Origin of the sequence: Stappia sp. (assembly GCF_040110915.1) — a bacterium.
In the GTDB taxonomy this organism is placed as follows: Bacteria; Pseudomonadota; Alphaproteobacteria; order Rhizobiales; family Stappiaceae; genus Stappia.
Map to the genome: position 1 here is coordinate 3,700,918 of NZ_CP157793.1, position 17,173 is coordinate 3,718,090.

The window sequence follows — 17,173 nt, forward strand, 5'->3', positions numbered from 1 at the left end:
TACTCTCGAATGGAAAGATGTTCCTTGCCGGGCGGTCCATGTCATGCGGGCCATGTCATGCCGGCCATGTCAGGCAGGCTGTGTCATGCGGGCCATCTCGGTGGCACCGCCGGCAAAGACGGGTCGCAAGCGATCGGATCAGGCGGCTTTCTGTTGTGTCTCGGCAAAGAACAGCGCCTGACTGATCAGCGCGCCGACGGTTTGCGGGTTGAACGGCTTGGTCACCAGATAGGCCGGCTCGGGCCGCTCGCCCGTCAACAGCCTCTCGGGGAAGGCCGTGACGAAGATGACGGGCACATCCACCGATTGCAAGATCTCGTTGACCGCATCGAGCCCCGAACTGCCGTCGGCGAGCTGGATATCGGCCAGGACGATGCCGGGCCGATCCTTCTCGAACAGGGCGGTGGCTTCGGTGTGGGTGCGCGCGATGCCCGTCACCCGATGCCCCAGGTCCTCGACCATCGTTTCGACGTCCATCGCGATCAGCGGCTCATCCTCGATGATCAGCACGCTGGTGGCGACCTGGTTGGCGATGTCCTGCGATGCCGTCTCGATCAGATCGTCGAACGCCTCGACCGGCACGCGAAGAACCGCGGCGGCGTCCTCGCGGCCGAAGCCCTCGACGGAGGTCAGAAGAAACGCCTGACGCGGCAAGGGCGGGATGGCCTGCAGGTTGCTCTCCGCCCTGTCCAACTGCGTGGCGTCCGGCCGCTCGCGCGTCGGATCGACGTCCAGCGTCGACCACAGGGCGAGAAACGCCTGATAGAGCGCGACCTTCGTGTTCCCATGCTCGGGAAACATCGCCGGCTCGGCGATCAGCGCCTCCAGCAGGGCGGCGACATAGCGGTCGCCGGCCTGCTGCGATCCGCTCAACGCACGCGCAAACCGTCGCAGATAGGGAATATGAGGTGCGATCTGAGCGGCCAGCGGCATATGCTCTTCCTCCGGGACCAAGATGTTCAGCGTGTTGAACGCCAGGAACGGCGAGTGGTTCCATCGCAACGGAACTTTTTTTGCCACGGCGCATTGCAGGGGTGATAATGGCTCAAGGCAGAGCGATGCTTCAAGGCACAGCGATAATGACGAAAAGCAGGCACGACACCCCGCGGAATGCCGACGCCCGCGCGCTGAGCGACAAGGCGGTCGAGCAGATCGGACGCAGACTTCGCGAAAGCTATGACGAAATGGTCAAGGCGCCGGTTCCCGACCGTTTCTCCGCCCTTCTGGACGAACTGGAAAAGGCGGACCGATCGGACAGGAGCGAATGACCCGGGCTTCCCGGTCACACGGCCTGGCACAACCGGCCGTCCAGCGCGGTGCGAAACGCGCTGCGGAGATTGTCGGAGCTCACGGGTTTGGTCAAAACGAGGTCGGCTGCGCCGAGCCGGCGATCGGCATCGCCGACAGGATCGGTGGTCGTCACGATCACGAACGCGGCGCTCCGCGTCATCAGGTCCAGCAAATGGCGGGCGCCCTCATTGGCCGAGCGATAGTCGACAACGACGATATCGGCCGCGGAGTCCGGGCCCGTCCCCGCTTCCGGGCCAGACAGCAGCATCGCCCGGAGCGCGCCCTCGGGGCGCATGACCGTCGCCCTGGCCGCGCCAAGATCGAGCGCCACCTGCTCGATATCGGCCGCGATCAGAGGCTTGTCCTCGATGATCAGCACAGTCCATTCGTTCCGCAACTGCATTTCTCCATGCCGGCCTCGGTGCCGAACCGGACTACCACCTCCCCCAGCCTCGGTCTTTTAACTATGACATCTCTCCAGCTTCCCGATACGCGATGACGAACACCCGATGACGAAGCGGACACGTTCAGCACCCGACACCACGCCGCCGGCGCGCACGCGCGCCATATCCTGCGCGCAATGCCCATTGTGCGCGAGCGGCCACTTTCGGGCGTTCGAGTCGGCGGAACTGGATTTCGTGTCCGATTTCAAGCGGGGCGAATTGCTGGCCGAGGCGCGGTCGACCCTCTTTGTGGAGGGGGCCAACAGCCCGCACCTTTACACCGTCGTTTCCGGATGGGGGTTTCGCTACAAGACGCTCGAGGACGGGCGGCGGCAGATTCTCAATTACGTGATGCCAGGCGATTTCGTCGGTCTGCAGGCCTCGCTGTTCAACGCCATGCAGCATTCGGTGGAGTGCCTGTCGGACATGCAATTGTGCTGGTTCGACCGCGCGCGCTTGTCCGACCTCTATCGCAGCTTCCCGACACTCGGCTACGACATCACCTGGCTGGCGGCGCGCGAGGAACAGATACTCGAGGAACATCTCCTCAGCGTCGGGCGGCGCAATGCGCTCGAGCGGGCGGCCTATCTCTTGTCCTATCTGTTCGAGCGCGCCAGGGCGGTCGGCCTGTTCGCCGATGCACCGGAGATCACGCCACTGACCCAACAGCATGTCGCCGACACGCTGGGCCTGTCGCTGGTGCACACCAACAAGACCTTGCGGCGGCTTCAGGACCAGAGGCTGATCCAGTGGCGCGAGCCGGGCTTCCGCATTCTCGATCCCGACAAACTCCGCGCCCTGTCCGGCTGGGACGGCCTTCCCGACCAGAAGCGCCCGTTCATCTGAACGCCTCGCGCAACAGGAAACACCGGCTGACGAAGCCAGCCGGTGTTCAAAGGGGCGATTGCTGATGATCCCGTCGTCGCCGGACATGCCCCGGACCGGGCCCCGCTCCAGATCTGGGCCAGGCCGGCCGAACGGACGGACCGTCCGCCTTTCGCTAGACCGTGCGGCGCCCGCCGCCCTTGGGGCCGAACAGGAACCAGATGATCAGCCCGATGACCGGCAGGACGATGATCAGCACCGTCCACAAGGCCTTCGCGCCGGTCGAGGCGGAGGATTGAAAGATGCTGTAGATCGCCCATACCACGACGATCAGCAGAATGAGGCCCAGCAGGCCGCCAACTTCGATACCCATTTGATTACTCCGTGATCAGTGCGCGCCACATCCACACGACCTGCTCGTGATAGGTCATGCGCTCGATGAGCATGTCGTGGGTGACCAGATCGTCGTGTTTCTCCGCCATGTCGGCGGTGTCACGCATCTTGCGGATGGCCGCTTCATGGTCCGCGATCAGATCGGCGATCATATCGTGCGCCGATGTTGCCGGCGCGGCGGCGGAAACCACGGCCTTGCCCGGTCCGGCGGCGTCGGCGACGGGTGCCCTGTTGCCCAGGGCCCGAATACGCTCGGCGATGGTGTCGGTCGCCTCGAACAGATTTCCATATTGGTCTTCGGTCATGGTGTGGACCGCGTGAAACAGCGGACCGACCACATTCCAGTGATAGATGTGGGTCTTGATGACCAGCACATAGGTGTCGGTCAGAATGGCCGAGAGCGCCTCGGAAATCCGCTGCCGGGCATCGTCATCGATGCCCGTCGCGACAGCTTCCTCGGTCAGCTTCGGCTTGAGGACGGATTGCGTCATTTCGCGGCTCCTTTCGTGGATCCTGTCGGTCAGGGGCGGAGCGGACGCCGAAAGGCGCTCTCTCGCCGAGCCGGCGGTCGCGTCGCTGGTCACGTCGTCTCCGCCGCGCTCTCGGGTCGAAGGAGAAACGCGCAGGGATGCAAAACGTTCCGCTCAAACCAGCTCTTCGGGCAGGAAAAGGTGCCTCTTGGCGAAGCGCATGGTCCTTTCCAGCGGAAAGGGCACGACGCCGATCTTCGCCGTCCACCGCCCGGCCTCGCGTCGCAGACGCGCCTGCGCGCGCCATGTCGTCATGCAGGCGGCGGGATCCGCGACCGGATCCAGCCCGGTCGCGGCTTCGCCGAGGTGGGCCTGCCACAGATCCGCGCGCAGGCTCCCGGCGAATGCGGCGTCGGTCACGACGATCCCGGCCTCGACATCCCAATGCATCGAGCGGGCATTGAGATTGGCGGAGGAGACGATTGCCTTCGCATCGTCGGCCACCATCAGCTTGGAGTGAATGTAGACCATGGCCTTGCCATGCAGGGCATCGCGCTCATGGCGCTCGGCGCGATCGCGTTCATTGGTCAGCGAGAACGCACCGACGCGCTCCGGGTAAGCAGCGTAGAGCCTGTTCAGCGCCCGCATCTGAAGCCATTCGCCATAGCGCTGGGTCCCCGTCGCCGCTCCGTCATAGGCGACCACGTCGGGCGCGCCGGGCAGCAGCATGATCACATGCAGCCCCCGATTCCGCTCAAGCGCCGCCAGCAGCGCGTTGCGGATGGCCGAAGAGCGGAAGAATTGCGTTTCGACATAAAGCAGGTGACGCGCCTCTTTGATCAAATCCAGATGCGCCCTTTCCAGCTGCCGGACATCGGTCCTGGGGCCGAAGCGCAACGGGTTTGTCCCGGGCCTGGCATGCGTCACCGCGACCCTGATCGACTCGCCAGAACCTGCGGTCCTCTCACCATGACCGCCCGGCGGCGAAGACGCCCCGCCGCCGTGCCGGCGACGGCCGGTCTCGACCGGCGTGACGGGGAAGCCGGGATTCATCTGCCGGAACCGGGCGCCGTAGCTGTGCCCGTGGCGTTGCACCGCCGTCCAGCACCTGTCGAAATGCGCCCGCAAATCGCGCAAGGCCGGACCGTCGAACACGACGCTGACATCGTGCCAGGTCTTTTCGGCATCGCGGCGATGGGCGGGGTCGTCGTAGCGGCGTTCGTCAATGTCGAGCCCCCCGATAACGGCCCGCCTGCCATCCACGATCATGAACTTCTGGTGCAGCGTCTGGGTGTCGTTGCGGACCGGAGGCCACCAGCGGATCGCCTTGCCCGTTCGAAAGTCCACGAGACCGGGCGGCAGGGCCCGCCCCCTGCCCGCGAAATCCTCGACCGCCTTACGGATCATCGCCCGCACCTTCGGCCAGGCGGCGACCCGCAACACCATTCCGGATTGACCGCCGGGTGTCGCGACGAGCAGGTGCAGCCGCGCGCGCGCCTCTTCCGGCAGGCCGTCCAGCGCATCGCCGAAAAGCGCGATGCGTTCCCAGACACTGGCATGCATGTCCGCCGCGCCGACCGGATCGAAGTCGTTGACGAGCATACGGACTTCGACACCCCGGCGCAGGGCGTCGGCGATCAATCCGCCCCAGTCGACGATCGTTTTCTCATGGGCGCGGCGGCTGCGTGTTTTCGTGCGCGGCGAGAAGACATGCAGCGCGACGTCGAGCGAGCTGCCGGCGCCCAGCACCAGATCTTCCATCACGGGAAAGGCATCGTCGGCGGTGATCAGGTGACGCAGCATCGCAATCCGGGCACGCTCTTGCCCTAAAGTTGGCTTATCAACAGCATGTGCTACGCTTGATTGCAACTTTTGTTCCACAATACCGCAGCTTCTGTTCCACAATGCCGCAGCTTCTGTTTCAAGATGCCGAATGGCATGTCTCGCTTTGGCGTAGAGCGTTGTCGGGGTAAGTGCAGTGCCGTCTTGTGACGACGAAGAAACGGATGCCAAGGTGCCGCTGCCGCACCTCATGCGCGCCGGCCCGACGCCCGTCTCGGGCCGCGAACCCTCCCGGACATTCCGCGAGATGTCGGCCCACCTGCGCAAGACGCTGGCCCTGCGCTACACCGGGTTTTTCAGCTGGGCATGGGACATCCGCTCCGACACCGTCGACGCCGACCCGGATCTGGCACGGCTGTTCGACATGCCCGACCATCGCCAGACGATCACGAGCGCCGACATTCGCGCGCGCATGCATGCCGCCGACCGGCCGCGCATGGATGCCGCCATGGCCCGGACGATCGCCACCGGCGCCCCCTGCGACGAACGGTTTCGCATTGTCGATCGCGAGGGCACCGTGCGCTGGCTACGCGGGATCTGCGAAGTTCATGAAAGCGACGCCGATGGCACCGCCTCCGTGATCGTCGGCTTGAACATGGACATCACCGATCAGGTCGCGGGCGAGGAGCGCATGCTCGCCATTGTCGGCGAAATGCGCCACCGCATCCGCAACTCTCTGGCCATGGTCAACTCTCTGGTTGCCGCGACCGCCCGGGAAACCGAGGATGTCGCCGAATATGCCGACAAACTGCGCGGCCGGATCGACGCGCTGGCGGCCGCGCAACGGGCCATCGGCAACACGGACGACGTCAATCTGGTCAGCCTCGGCGAAGCCGTGCATGGCGCCCTGGCGCCTTTCGTCGGGACCGCCAGCTGGGGCCACCGGATCAGGATCGACGTCTGCGATCTTCCGGTCCCCCCGTCGCTCGGCCAGGCCATCGCGTTGACCGTCTACGAGTTCGCGACAAACGCGATCAAGCATGGCGCGCTGTCCTTCGACGACGGCACGATCGATGTCACGGCCGGCCTGTCCGACGATCGCCGCCTGCTCGAACTGGAATGGTCGGAGTGTCACGCCGGCCGTCAGACTCGGCCGCCTTCGGGCAGTTCGGGCTTCGGGACCCAATTGGTCGACCGCCTGATCCGCGCCGAGAACGGCGAGATCGAGCGCACGCTCGATTGCGGCATGTACCGGGCGAACCTGCGGTTCCAGCTCACCGGGTAGAACGGCACCGGCGCCTGCCATCGACCTCGGTCGTCAAGGCCCGCCTCGGCCTCGCGGACCGGCCTCGCGGACCGGCCTCGCGAGATGGCATCGCGGGGCCGTCCCGCGCGGGACGGCGGTCGTTTTCCCACGCCGCGCGGGCTCGACGCGGACCGCACCCTCCGCGGTTCATGGCATCGCGCCCGGGCCGATTTCCGCCGCCGGGTCACGTCGCCCGGTTGCATCGGGGAACCTTCCCGGCCTGCCGGCGTTTCCAGGAGGTCATTCCACACTCTGTCTTGTAGGGGGCCGCCTCAGGGGCGTGACCACGCATGCTCGCATTCGACGGCTGGCTGTTTCGATCCCTCGCGACACTGGCATTGCTCATCGCGCTGGTCTCCGCGCTCAGTCTGGCGCAATCGATCTTCATTCCCGTCTTCATCGCCTTGTTCCTGGCGATCCTGCTGCACCTGCCGCTGAACGCGATGGAGCGCGCGGGCGTTCCGCGCATCTTCGCCGCGCTGGCCTTGAGCCTGATCGTGGCGCTCGCGGTGGCGATGCTGGCCTTCTTCCTGTCAGGCCCGATCCAGTCGCTTGCCGAAAACTACCCGGACATGATCCGGCAGCTGCGCTACAAGTTGCTGGTCTTGCAATCTTCCCTGCGGCAGGCGCAGGAAGTCGGCCAGGAGCTTTCCGCGGTCAGCGAGCAGGTCGGTCAGGCCCTCGAGGACGATGTGGCGGAGAAGGTCGTCGTCCGGGACTCCAATCTGCTTGTGAGCGCCGCGTCCGGATTTGCCTCGGGCGTGACAACCGTCGCGATCACCTTGACCATATCCGGCTTTATTCTCGCGATGCGCCGGCCATTCCTGATCATCACGACGATTCCGCATGGAGACATGGCCGGCAAGTTGCGTGCCGCGCGCGTCTGGAAGGCGGTGGAAGCGCAAGTCAGCCATTATCTTCTGGTGACGACGCTGATCAACATCGCCCTTGGGGTCGTCGTCGGCCTGGTCCTGTGGCAGCTCGGCGTGCCGATGCCGATCTTCTGGGGCGCGGTTGTCGCCTTCCTCAACTACATGCCGTTCGTCGGACCCACCATCGGCGTGCTGCTGCTTCTCGCCGTGTCGATCGTGCAGTTCGACACGATCTGGCAAATGCTGGTTCCCGCGGCGGCCTATATGGCCATCAATCTCGTCGAGGCGAATTTCGTCACCCCCAATCTGGTCGGCCGACGCACCAATATCGCTCCGCTCGCCATCATTCTGGCGCTGATGTTCTGGGGCTGGATCTGGGGCTTTGCCGGGCTTTTCCTCTCGGTGCCCCTGCTCGTCGTGCTCAAGGCAACGTCGGCACGGATCGACAGCCTCGCGACCGTCAACCGCATGCTGACACCGCGATCGCGCCATGGCGGTCGCCCCGCCAGGGAACCAATCTGACCCCGGCGCGTTGGACCGGCGGAAGGAGATCAAAATGGCAGCAACAGCACAATCCACGACAAACAAGACCCGCGAGCGCAACGGCAGCGCGTCGGGCAGCGACACCGAGCTTGCAACCGAAGTCGAGGCGCTGCGCGACGACATCAATGCGATCACGGACCGATTGGGCAAGATCGCGGGCGCAGGTGCCAAGTCCGCCCGGTCGCACCGCGATGCGACCGCCCGCTCCCTGCGCGACAAGACCGATGAACTGATCGAGGATCTGACGCATCAGGTCGCCGTTCTGGAGCGCAAGGCCGGCGTCAATGTGCGCCGGAATCCGGTCAAGAGCATGGCGATTGCCGCCGGCGCGGGCTTCCTTGTGGCCCTCCTGATGCGCCGCTGACATGCTGACCCCGATCAATGCCTTCGTGCAGTTGACGGCGGCGGATCTTCAGGCGCGCAAACGCCGCTGGACCTCGGCCGCGGTGCTCTACGCCGTGGCCGGGGCCGGCCTGCTGTTCGCCGTCGGATTCGCGGCGAGCGCGCTCGCCGTCTGGCTCGCGGCGACCTACGACCCGATCATCGCGCTCGCGGTCACGGCCTGCCTGTTTCTGGCCGTGGCAGCGCTTGCCTTGATACTCAACACAATCCTTCAGCGGCGCGCCCGGCGGCGCAGCGCGCGTGCATCGGCGGTGCGCGGCGCGGCCCTTGCGACCGCTCTCGTCGCGCTGCGGCGCTCGAGGGGAACGCTGCTCCCGGTCGTCGCCGGGATCGCCGGCCTGACGCTGGCGGCCCGCATGGCCCTCGACGAGGACGACGACGACCACGAGGCGTGACCGCCGCGATCTTGGGGCGGAACGCATTCGGAGGGTGGCGCGTTGGGAACGAACGAGCAAAGGGAGGTCTTCCTCATGCGCACCCGAACCCTGATCGCCGGCATGATCGCCCTGCCGTTGAACGCCGTCATTTTCGGCGCAGGCGCGATCGTCGTCCTCTCCATCCCCGCGCTGAAACCCTGGTGGCCCTACTTCATTCCCGTGGTCGTCATTGCGGGCATTCTTCTGACCGTGCCCCTGGCCTGGAGGCTGGCACCGCGTCTGCGGGTGTCCAGCGACAAGTACCCGCAGGTCTTTCCCATCAACGAAAAGACGGCTTCAGACGAACGGGAGCGGTCCGGCACGGCACCGCAGCACGGACGGCAGCATGGTGACACCCGACGGTGACCCGCGCCGGCGTTTATTCCGCTGTTGGGCGATACCCGCCGGCCCGCACGGGATCGGCGCGTCCGGTGGCGCCCACAACGGCATAGGCGGACGGTATAGGCGGACGCCATAGGCGGGCGACGATGGGCGTCGCCGCCCCCAACCTGATCGGGCGGAATGCCCGAATTTTCCAGCAAGTCGTTCCGGCAAGTCCCCCGCCCCGCAACCGGCCGCGAGAAGCGGCGCCTTGACGGCATCGCCACAGCCCCGAGCATCCTCAAACCGGAGATGCTGGCCGGCGATCGGCCCCACGCTCAGCCGCAGTAGGAAATCTTGTCCGGCTGGACCTTGAGAAGCGCGTCGCGCAGCTTTTCCAGCGCCCGGCTTTCGATCTGACGGACCCGCTCCTTGGAGATGCCGAGCTTCTGCCCGAGCGCCTCCAGCGTGGCGCCCTCTTCCGACAGGCGCCGCTCGCGCACGATCCGCAGCTCGCGCTCGCTGAGCACGCCCAGCGCATCCTGGAGCCACCGCGACCGGCGCTCCGTGTCGATCACGCCGCCGACCGTCTCCTCGGGCAAGGGGTTCTCGCACACGAGGAAGTCCTGCCGGTCGGCGCCGGAGCCGTCGGCCTCCAGCACGGGGGCGTTGAGCGACGTGTCGGGACCGGACAGACGGGCGCTCATGGTGGCCACGTCGGACACCTTCACGCCCATGGTCTCCGCGATTTTGCCGACCAGTTCGCTTTCGGTGACCTGCGTGGTGCCGCTGCTCAGCTTGGCGCGCAGACGGCGCAGGTTGAAGAACAGCGCCTTCTGCGTCGACGAGGTTCCGCCGCGCACGATGGACCAGTTGCGCAGGATGTAGTCCTGAATGGACGCGCGGATCCACCAGGTCGCGTAGGTGGAGAAGCGGACCTCGCGTTCCGGCTCGAAGCGCGACGCGGCTTCCAGCAGGCCGATATGCCCCTCCTGGATCAGATCGCTCATCGACAGGCCGAAGTTGCGGTATTTGGCCGCAACCGCGATCACCAGACGCATGTGCGCGAGGCTCAGACGGTCGAGCGCGGCCTGGTCCTGACGATCCCGCCAGGCCACCGCCAGCTCGTGCTCCTCCTCGCGGCTCAGATAGGGCGCATTCATGGCGGCCCGGACGAGTTCGCGACGATTTCCGGACGTGTAGGTCACGATGCTAGCCTCCGCGCGTTCGGTTCGCTTTCCTGCCTCATACGCCGGAACCACGCGTTCGGTTCAGCGCCACCGGCCCGGATGGGTGCCCCGCGCCGGCGAGGCGTGCCGTCCGACATCTCCAGCAAGACAGCTGTCGCAAAACGGCTTTGCCGTTCAGCATGACGTCGCCAGTCAATCAGGACAAATTGGAGTTTTGATGTCATGCGATAAATTTTCCTGATCGCGTCGCCAGACGACGTCGGACGAGGGCGGTGCCGGTCCCGCCGCCCGGCCCGGATCCCCTCACGGCCGCCTCCCGGGTCGCACAGCCCCGGCTGCCATGCGGGATCACACATGCCGGATTGCGGTTACTCCGCCCGGCGAGGCGCCCCCGGCCGGCGGCGACGGTCCCGGCAACTCTCTCGCCGAAGAAAAAAGCCCGACCAAGGGGGCCGGGCTTTTCAGGTTGGGCTTGCGATCTCAGGTTCCGGCCTGCGATCCCGCTCGAAGCGCGGTCACTGCAGCGGTGCGGCGGCGATCCGTCACACCGCCCCGTGACGATCACGGACGGCGCGGAACGGCCTCAGGCCGCCTCGGTCTGGGCGCCGTCGCCGTCCTCGTCCGTCGCCGCGGGCTTGCGGCTTGTGGACTTGGCCAGGCTCTGCTCGATCTGGCGGATGGCCTCGGTGTCCGAGCACTTGTTGACGGCCGCGATTTCCCGCGACATCCGGTCGATCGCCGCCTCGTAGAGCTGGCGTTCGGAGTAGGACTGCTCGGGCTGGCTTTCGGAGCGGTAGAGGTCGCGGACCACCTCGGCGATCGCCATCAGATCGCCGGAGTTGATCTTCGCCTCATACTCCTGCGCCCGGCGGCTCCACATGGTCCGCTTGACGCGCGGCCGGCCGCGGACGGTTTCGAGCGCCTTCTTGACCGACGCCGCATCCGCCAGCTTGCGCATGCCCACCGTCGCGATCTTCGCGACCGGAACCCGCAAGGTCATCTTGTCGTGTTCGAAATTGATCACCAGCAGCTCGAGCGACATGCCGGCAACCGTCTGTTCCTCGATCGCCGTGATCTGGCCGACGCCATGCGCCGGATACACAATGTACTCGCCTGTCTTGAAACCCTGTCTCTGCGCGGTCTTCTTCACCGTTGTTGCCATACGCTTATGCTACTCCTGCGCAGTTGCGGCCTGAGGAGGCCGTGGAAGCACCCGGGCGGGTGCGGCCATTGTCCGGAGAAACGCACACCCGCCTTCCCGGTCAGGAAGGCCCGTCGGGAGTGTCGGTGTCCGCTTTCATTCGCGCAATCACCCGGAGCGGCGGATCTCGACGCATGATCAATTGCGGCACGGCGCTTCGGACTGGTCCCGGAGCGCAGCCACAAAAAAACCTCCGGCGGGAGGGGGAGATCGCCAGTCCGACGACTGGTCCAAGGAAGATATCACAAAAACTGTGGATTTCAAAACACACGGGCCATGCGCCCGGATCAACGCTGCCGCGCGTTGCCGGTTCCGCCCCGTTTACCCTGTCGCGCGCCGGTCAATCCCCCTCGCCGGGCTCCGCGGAAAAGAACTTCTCGAACTTGCCGTCCTGCCCGTCATACGCATCCGCCTCGGGCAGCGGATCTTTCTTCGTCGTGATATTCGGCCATTTGGAGGCGTATTCGGTGTTCACCTCGAGCCATTTCTCGAGGCCCGGCTCGGTATCGGGCTTGATCGCATCGGCCGGACACTCAGGCTCGCACACACCGCAATCGATGCATTCGTCCGGATGAATGACGAGCATGTTCTCGCCTTCGTAGAAACAGTCGACCGGGCAGACCTCGACGCAGTCGGTGTACTTGCACTTGATGCAATTGTCCGTGACGATGTAGGTCATCCTGATCCTCTCAAATCGCCCCTGAGGGCGGAACAATTGACAGCGGGAACGTCACGGCGGGCACGTCCCGTCAGCCCCAGGACGCCGGCCCGGACAGCCACCGCCGAGGGATACCCCGGCGGTGTTTCCCGACGTCTTGGCCAACGTCATATCCCACACCTGCCCGCTTGCCCGTGCAGGCGCCATATCCCGGTCGCGGCAGCCCGCGGACGAGACAACGGCGGTATCCCGGGGATCGGCCCGGCATGCCGACCCGCGGTCCGAATTTCATTTTGCCTATCGCCTTTGGCGACGCGCTTCAAGTTCGGAATATGTTGATATTCATAGTGCGTGAGAAAAGATTTTCACCGTTCCGGCAAGGGTGTGGCCCGAGGCTGGGCAAAGGGAGCCCCCGGGGCAGGACAAAGGGTGCGGCAAGGGGCCGCTGCCGATGCCGCGATACCGCCCGTGCGGGTCAGTCGCCGGACTTGCGGAACCGGTCGAGATCGCGGCGCTCGCGTTTCGTCGGCCGGCCGGCGCCGGGCGCGCGGCGCGGCGGCGGGGCCGCGCGGTCTCCAGCCGCCTCCGGCTCGGAAGCCGGGCCGGCGGCGGAGACCTTCCCGTCGGCCGGCGCGCTCGGCTGCGACAGGTCCTCGTAGAGCGTCTGCGCTTCGGGCGCCGGACCGCGCCGCGTGCCCGGCGCGATCACCTTGAGCACCCGCACGCCGCGCCCGAGCGCGATGGTGAGCACGTCGCCGGGGCGCACCGGCTTGGCCGGCGCCGTCACCTTGTCGCGATTGACCCGGACATGGCCGCCGCCGACGAGCTTCTGCGCCAGGCTGCGCGATTTCACGACGCGGGCATACCACAGCCACTTGTCGATGCGTTGGGTGCCTGCCGTTTCGCCCGTATCGCTCACCGCGCCCGCCCTGGCCGCGCGCGCGTCAGCCGCGCGGCTTCTTCTCCAGATCCGCCTTCAGGGCGGCGAGCTTCGCGAAGGGCGAATCGGGGTCGATGGCCTTGCCCTTGCCGCCGAACGCGCCGCCACGCCCCGGGCGCGGCCCGCCGCGCTTGCCGCCGTCCGCCCCGCCACGCCCCGGCGCACCGTGACCGCCACCCGGACCGGCCCCGTGGCCGCCCCCATGGCCGGGCGCGCCCTTGCGCCCCTTGCCCTGCGGCTTGCCGCCGCGCGCGCCGGCCTCGCCCGAGCGCGCCTGCTGCTGATCGCCGCGCCCGCGCCGTCCCGGCGCCTTCTCGCCGCGCGGGCGGCGGTCGCGGCGGCCGGGCCGCCAGATCTCGATGGTCACCGTCTCCAGTGCCGGTTCGCCGCTGGTCGGCAACACCGGTTCGGGCTCGACATGAGCCTGCCCCGTCGCCAGATCCCCGGCATCGGCCGGCGCGGCCCCGGAGATCACCGGGCCGGTCGCAAGCGCCGTTCCCATGGCCGCTTCATCGGCCTGACGTTCCCCGCTCTCGCCCCGGATGTCACTCTCGCCCGCCGCAACGCCGGTTTCCGTCGAGGGACCCTCCGGGGAGGAAACCTCCGCCGACGGAGCGGACACGCCCGTCTCCGCGGTCGCGGCATCGGGCCCGATCTCGTCGCCCGCCGGCGCTTCGGTCGCGGGCATCGACGCCTGAGCGGTTTCGCTTGCCTCGGCGGCCGGCTCGGCCGCATCGGAGGGCTTGGCCTCGGCCGGAGACTGCGTATCTGCGGCAGACTGGGCATCGACCCCGACACCGTTCACCGCCGCGATCTCCGATGTCGCGACCTCGGAGCGGGGCGTCACCACGGGACGCTGGATCTCCCGCGTTTCCACGCGGTAGCCGAGCGACTTGAGCACGGCGGAAAAATCCTCGCCGGCGCAGCCGAGCAGCGACGTCATGGCCACCGTCACGGTGAAGCCGCCGCCTTCGGCGATCGCGCCTTCGGGCGGCTCGACGGAGGGGTCGAGCGGCTTCCACGCCAGCAGCGGCCGGATGAGATCGGCCAGCCGCTCCAGAATGTCGACGCGCACCGCGCGCGGACCGCACACGCGAAAGCCCACGACCTTGTAGAGCGCCTTGTCGAATTCGGGATCGACGGCCACCGACGTGCGTCCCGACGCCGACAATTGCGGCAGTTCGGTCAGCCCCGGCATGTCCGGCGACCCGTGCTTGAGGGCCCAGAGCTGCGCCAGCAGCCGGCTCGGCGCCGGCTTCAGCAAGGCCGGTACGAAGATGTGATAGGCGCCGAAGCGCACGCCGAGACGACGCAGGCCGGCGCGCATGGTCTGATCGAGCTGGCGCACGTCTTCCGAGATGTCGGCCCGCTCGACGATGCCCAGCGCCTCCACGAGACGGAAAGCCACGCCGCGCGCCAGACCCTCGAGCCCCTCGCCGGTCTCAAGATCCCGCAAGGGCTTCAGCAGCGTGTCGACATGCGCCTTTAGCCAGAGCGACAGCCGCGCCTCGACCTTCTCGCGGTCGGCCGGCTCGAGCGTGTCGTCGCACAGGACCAGAAGGCCGGGCGCCAGAACGCTCTCGCCGGCGATCAGCTTGGCGACCACCTCGCCCTGCCAGCGCAGGCTGCCGTCGTCGGCCAGCGCGAACTCCTCGTTGCCGGCGCGCGCGAGCTTGTCGGCGCGGCTGGTCAGCTCGCTGCCCAGCGCCTTTTGCGCCGCCGCGCGCAGCGCCTTGCCGTCCGGTCCGTCGGCGGCGGCATCGGGTGCGAAGCGAAAGCCCTGCAGCTGTCCGATGTGTTGTCCCTCGACGAGCACATCGCCCACGGGAGTGATTTCCGCTTCAAGCATGGCGTTCTCTCTTAGCCGTCGCATCAATACGCTGGTCCGCCGATCCACGAAACGCTGTGTGAGCCGTTCGTGCAGGGCGTCCGACAACCGGTCTTCTACGCCGCGCGTCACGCCTTGCCAATGGGCGGGATCGGCGAGCCAGTCGGCCCGATTGGCCACGAAGGTCCAGGTGCGGATATGCGCCATCCGGTTCGCCAGCGTGTCGATGTCCCCGCCGACCTTGTCGGCAAAGGCCACCTGGCGGGCGAACCAGTCCTCCGGAATGACCCCGTCGCGGGTCAGATGACCGTAGATGCCGGCCACCAGATCGGCGTGGTTGGCCGGCGCAATCTTGCGGTAGTCGGGCACCTGGCACACGTCCCACAGCAGACGCACGCGCTCCCCCGTCGACGCGACCCGGCGCACCGCCTCGTCGCGCACGGCGTGATCGAAGGCGGTCTCGTCCGCCGAGGGCGGCGCGCGGGTGAGCCCCTGTTCGCGCGGCGCCTCGTCCAGCGTGCGCCGCAGCGTCTCGATGGAGGAGAAGTCCAGCGCACGATTGCGCCACTGGAACACCTTGAGCGCATCGAACCGGTGGCTTTCCAGCGCCTCGACCAATTCCTCGTCGAACGGGTCGACGCGGCCCGTGACGCCGAAGGTGCCGTCGCGCGTGTGGCGACCGGCGCGCCCGCCGATCTGGCCGATCTCGGCCGGCGTCAGCATGCGGTACTGGTAGCCGTCGAACTTGCGGATGCCGGCGAAGGCGATGTGGTCGACATCGAGATTGAGCCCCATGCCGATGGCGTCGGTGGCGATCAGATGCTGCACGTCGCCGTTCTGAAAGAGCTCCACCTGCGCATTGCGGGTGCGCGGGCTGAGCGAGCCGAGCACCACCGCGGCACCGCCGTGCTGACGGCGGATCAGCTCGGCGATGGCATAGACTTCGGAGGAGGAAAAGGCGACGACGGCGGAGCGCGGCGGCAGCCGGGTGATCTTCTTCTGCCCGGCGTAGGAGAGCACCGACATGCGCGGGCGCGTCACGACATTGAGGCCCGGCAGCAGCCGTTCGAGCAGCGGGCGCGCGGTCGCGGAGCCGAGCAGCAAGGTCTCCAGCGTCCCGCGCATGTTGAGAATGCGGTCGGTGAAGACGTGGCCGCGCTCCAGGTCGCCGGCGAGCTGCACTTCGTCGATGGCGACGAAATCCGGCCGGAGATCGAGCGGCATCGCCTCCACCGTCGAGACCCAGTAACGGGCCTCGGAGGGCACGATCTTTTCCTCGCCGGTGACCAGCGCCACCTGGCTTGCGCCGACCCGCTCGACGATGCGGCCATAGACCTCGCGCGCCAGCAGGCGCAGCGGTAGGCCGATCACGCCCGTCTCGCGCGCGATCATGCGCTCGATCGCCAGATGGGTCTTGCCGGTGTTGGTGGGGCCGAGCACGGCCGTGACGGTGCGCGCCCGCACGGAAGGCGGGAGCTGCGTCGAGGCCGACTGGAAATCTGCGGAAGGAGCCATGATGAACGACGACGCGACGTGCGTGGCCTCTCGGCGAGGGCGATCAGGGGCAACGACAGCAACGCTGTCCGCTCATGCGGTTTCGGATGCACTCCGGCACGCGCCCGACAGGTAGCACAGACGCGGGCGCACTGTCGCGTCTTCTTTTCGCGTCTTCATTTCACACTCTCTCCTCGCATTGGCGCCCCGCATCCCTCGGCCGCGCCGGCAACGCATGCCCCCGAGGGCGCGCGACAGCGCCCGAAAACGGCCGAATCGGAACCTTTCCCGAACAAAGCCGGACCGAATCGATGACTCGGCCCGATTCCGTATTTGTTCCCCACGACATCTTGCGATGACGCCGGACCGCCTCCCAAAATCCTGAGTCCGGACAGGATCTTGCGCGCCGCCGACGGCCGAGCGGGCGCGACGGGCCCCGGCCGGCAACACCTTTCGATCCGGTAAATGCACTCGATAAAATTGCCGGAAAGGCATTTACCGAACGGCCGAAGCGCGAACGGAGCCTGTCCGAATCGCTGACTCGGGCGTGTTTCGCTTTTGTTCATGCCACATCTCGTGGTCGCGCGCGCTGGCGGCCCCAGTTGTGGCCGACCGAACCGATGCCGGACAGGCCTCGCTCATACGGCGTTAACACCTTCGTGCCGAAACGGCACAGACACCGACGCGCAACCCGCCCCGCGCTGCAACGTAGGGGCGCGGTCGCCCTTCCCTTGCGCGACGGCGACCGTTAGAAGGCGACAGGGACTGCAGCCGCCGGCGGGGGAGCCGGGGGCCATAC

Annotated in this window: 17 protein-coding genes; 7 read left to right on the top strand and 10 right to left on the bottom strand. The window is 67.0% G+C overall.

Annotated elements, in window-relative coordinates:
• Positions 1-138: 138 nt before the first annotated feature.
• On the bottom strand, positions 139-933 hold the full coding sequence (locus ABL312_RS16525) for a response regulator (protein WP_349358497.1): 795 nt from the start codon (positions 931-933) through the stop codon (positions 139-141).
• A 146-nt stretch (positions 934-1,079) separates the two neighbouring features.
• On the opposite strand from ABL312_RS16525, the gene ABL312_RS16530 reads away from it, so the two are divergent.
• Positions 1,080-1,268, top strand: a complete 189-nt coding sequence (locus ABL312_RS16530; protein ID WP_349358498.1) for a NepR family anti-sigma factor — start codon at positions 1,080-1,082, stop codon at positions 1,266-1,268.
• Between the two features lie 14 nt (positions 1,269-1,282).
• Here ABL312_RS16530 and ABL312_RS16535 read toward each other — a convergent pair whose 3' ends face one another.
• Positions 1,283-1,669 (bottom strand): hypothetical protein, encoded by a 387-nt coding sequence (locus ABL312_RS16535; protein WP_349358499.1) that lies wholly within the window; start codon positions 1,667-1,669, stop codon positions 1,283-1,285.
• 130 nt (positions 1,670-1,799) lie between these two features.
• On the opposite strand from ABL312_RS16535, the gene ABL312_RS16540 reads away from it, so the two are divergent.
• Positions 1,800-2,579, top strand: a complete 780-nt coding sequence (locus ABL312_RS16540; protein WP_374730141.1) for a Crp/Fnr family transcriptional regulator — start codon at positions 1,800-1,802, stop codon at positions 2,577-2,579.
• A 154-nt stretch (positions 2,580-2,733) separates the two neighbouring features.
• Here ABL312_RS16540 and ABL312_RS16545 read toward each other — a convergent pair whose 3' ends face one another.
• From ABL312_RS16545 to ABL312_RS16555, 3 genes are read right to left on the bottom strand one after another with little or no spacing between them, the layout of a single operon-like run.
• Entirely contained in the window at positions 2,734-2,931 is a 198-nt protein-coding gene (locus ABL312_RS16545; RefSeq protein ID WP_349358500.1) for a PLD nuclease N-terminal domain-containing protein, read from the bottom strand.
• 4 nt (positions 2,932-2,935) lie between these two features.
• A complete protein-coding gene (locus ABL312_RS16550; RefSeq protein WP_349358501.1) occupies positions 2,936-3,535 on the bottom strand; it encodes a DNA starvation/stationary phase protection protein in 600 nt (199 codons plus the stop codon).
• 60 nt (positions 3,536-3,595) lie between these two features.
• Positions 3,596-5,434, bottom strand: a complete 1,839-nt coding sequence (locus ABL312_RS16555) for a phospholipase D family protein (RefSeq protein ID WP_349358502.1) — start codon at positions 5,432-5,434, stop codon at positions 3,596-3,598.
• 76 nt (positions 5,435-5,510) lie between these two features.
• Here ABL312_RS16555 and ABL312_RS16560 point away from each other — a divergent pair, with 76 nt between their 5' ends.
• The 5 genes from ABL312_RS16560 to ABL312_RS16580 all read left to right on the top strand — a co-directional run bounded on the left by ABL312_RS16560 (position 5,511) and on the right by ABL312_RS16580 (position 9,108).
• Positions 5,511-6,488 (top strand): HWE histidine kinase domain-containing protein, encoded by a 978-nt coding sequence (locus ABL312_RS16560; protein ID WP_349358503.1) that lies wholly within the window; start codon positions 5,511-5,513, stop codon positions 6,486-6,488.
• A 311-nt stretch (positions 6,489-6,799) separates the two neighbouring features.
• Positions 6,800-7,903 (top strand): AI-2E family transporter, encoded by a 1,104-nt coding sequence (locus ABL312_RS16565; RefSeq protein ID WP_349358504.1) that lies wholly within the window; start codon positions 6,800-6,802, stop codon positions 7,901-7,903.
• A complete protein-coding gene (locus ABL312_RS16570) occupies positions 7,872-8,288 on the top strand; it encodes a hypothetical protein (protein ID WP_349358505.1) in 417 nt (138 codons plus the stop codon). The genes ABL312_RS16565 and ABL312_RS16570 overlap by 32 nt, the downstream gene beginning before the upstream one ends.
• A 1-nt stretch (position 8,289) precedes the next feature.
• Entirely contained in the window at positions 8,290-8,721 is a 432-nt protein-coding gene (locus ABL312_RS16575; RefSeq protein ID WP_349358506.1) for a hypothetical protein, read from the top strand.
• Between the two features lie 75 nt (positions 8,722-8,796).
• Positions 8,797-9,108, top strand: a complete 312-nt coding sequence (locus ABL312_RS16580; protein ID WP_349358507.1) for a hypothetical protein — start codon at positions 8,797-8,799, stop codon at positions 9,106-9,108.
• Between the two features lie 293 nt (positions 9,109-9,401).
• On the opposite strand, the gene ABL312_RS16585 is transcribed toward ABL312_RS16580, so the two are convergent.
• The 5 genes from ABL312_RS16585 to ABL312_RS16605 all read right to left on the bottom strand — a co-directional run bounded on the left by ABL312_RS16585 (position 9,402) and on the right by ABL312_RS16605 (position 16,395).
• Positions 9,402-10,226, bottom strand: a complete 825-nt coding sequence (locus ABL312_RS16585) for an RNA polymerase factor sigma-32 (RefSeq protein ID WP_349361437.1) — start codon at positions 10,224-10,226, stop codon at positions 9,402-9,404.
• Between the two features lie 610 nt (positions 10,227-10,836).
• Positions 10,837-11,415: a CarD family transcriptional regulator gene (locus ABL312_RS16590; protein ID WP_349358508.1), complete on the bottom strand. Its 579-nt coding sequence runs from the start codon at positions 11,413-11,415 to the stop codon at positions 10,837-10,839.
• 379 nt (positions 11,416-11,794) lie between these two features.
• Positions 11,795-12,133: a ferredoxin FdxA gene (gene fdxA, locus ABL312_RS16595; protein ID WP_349358509.1), complete on the bottom strand. Its 339-nt coding sequence runs from the start codon at positions 12,131-12,133 to the stop codon at positions 11,795-11,797.
• A 454-nt stretch (positions 12,134-12,587) separates the two neighbouring features.
• Positions 12,588-13,031: an RNA-binding S4 domain-containing protein gene (locus ABL312_RS16600; protein WP_349358510.1), complete on the bottom strand. Its 444-nt coding sequence runs from the start codon at positions 13,029-13,031 to the stop codon at positions 12,588-12,590.
• 25 nt (positions 13,032-13,056) lie between these two features.
• Positions 13,057-16,395 (bottom strand): helicase-related protein, encoded by a 3,339-nt coding sequence (locus ABL312_RS16605; RefSeq protein ID WP_349358511.1) that lies wholly within the window; start codon positions 16,393-16,395, stop codon positions 13,057-13,059.
• Between the last annotated feature and the right edge of the window lie 778 nt (positions 16,396-17,173).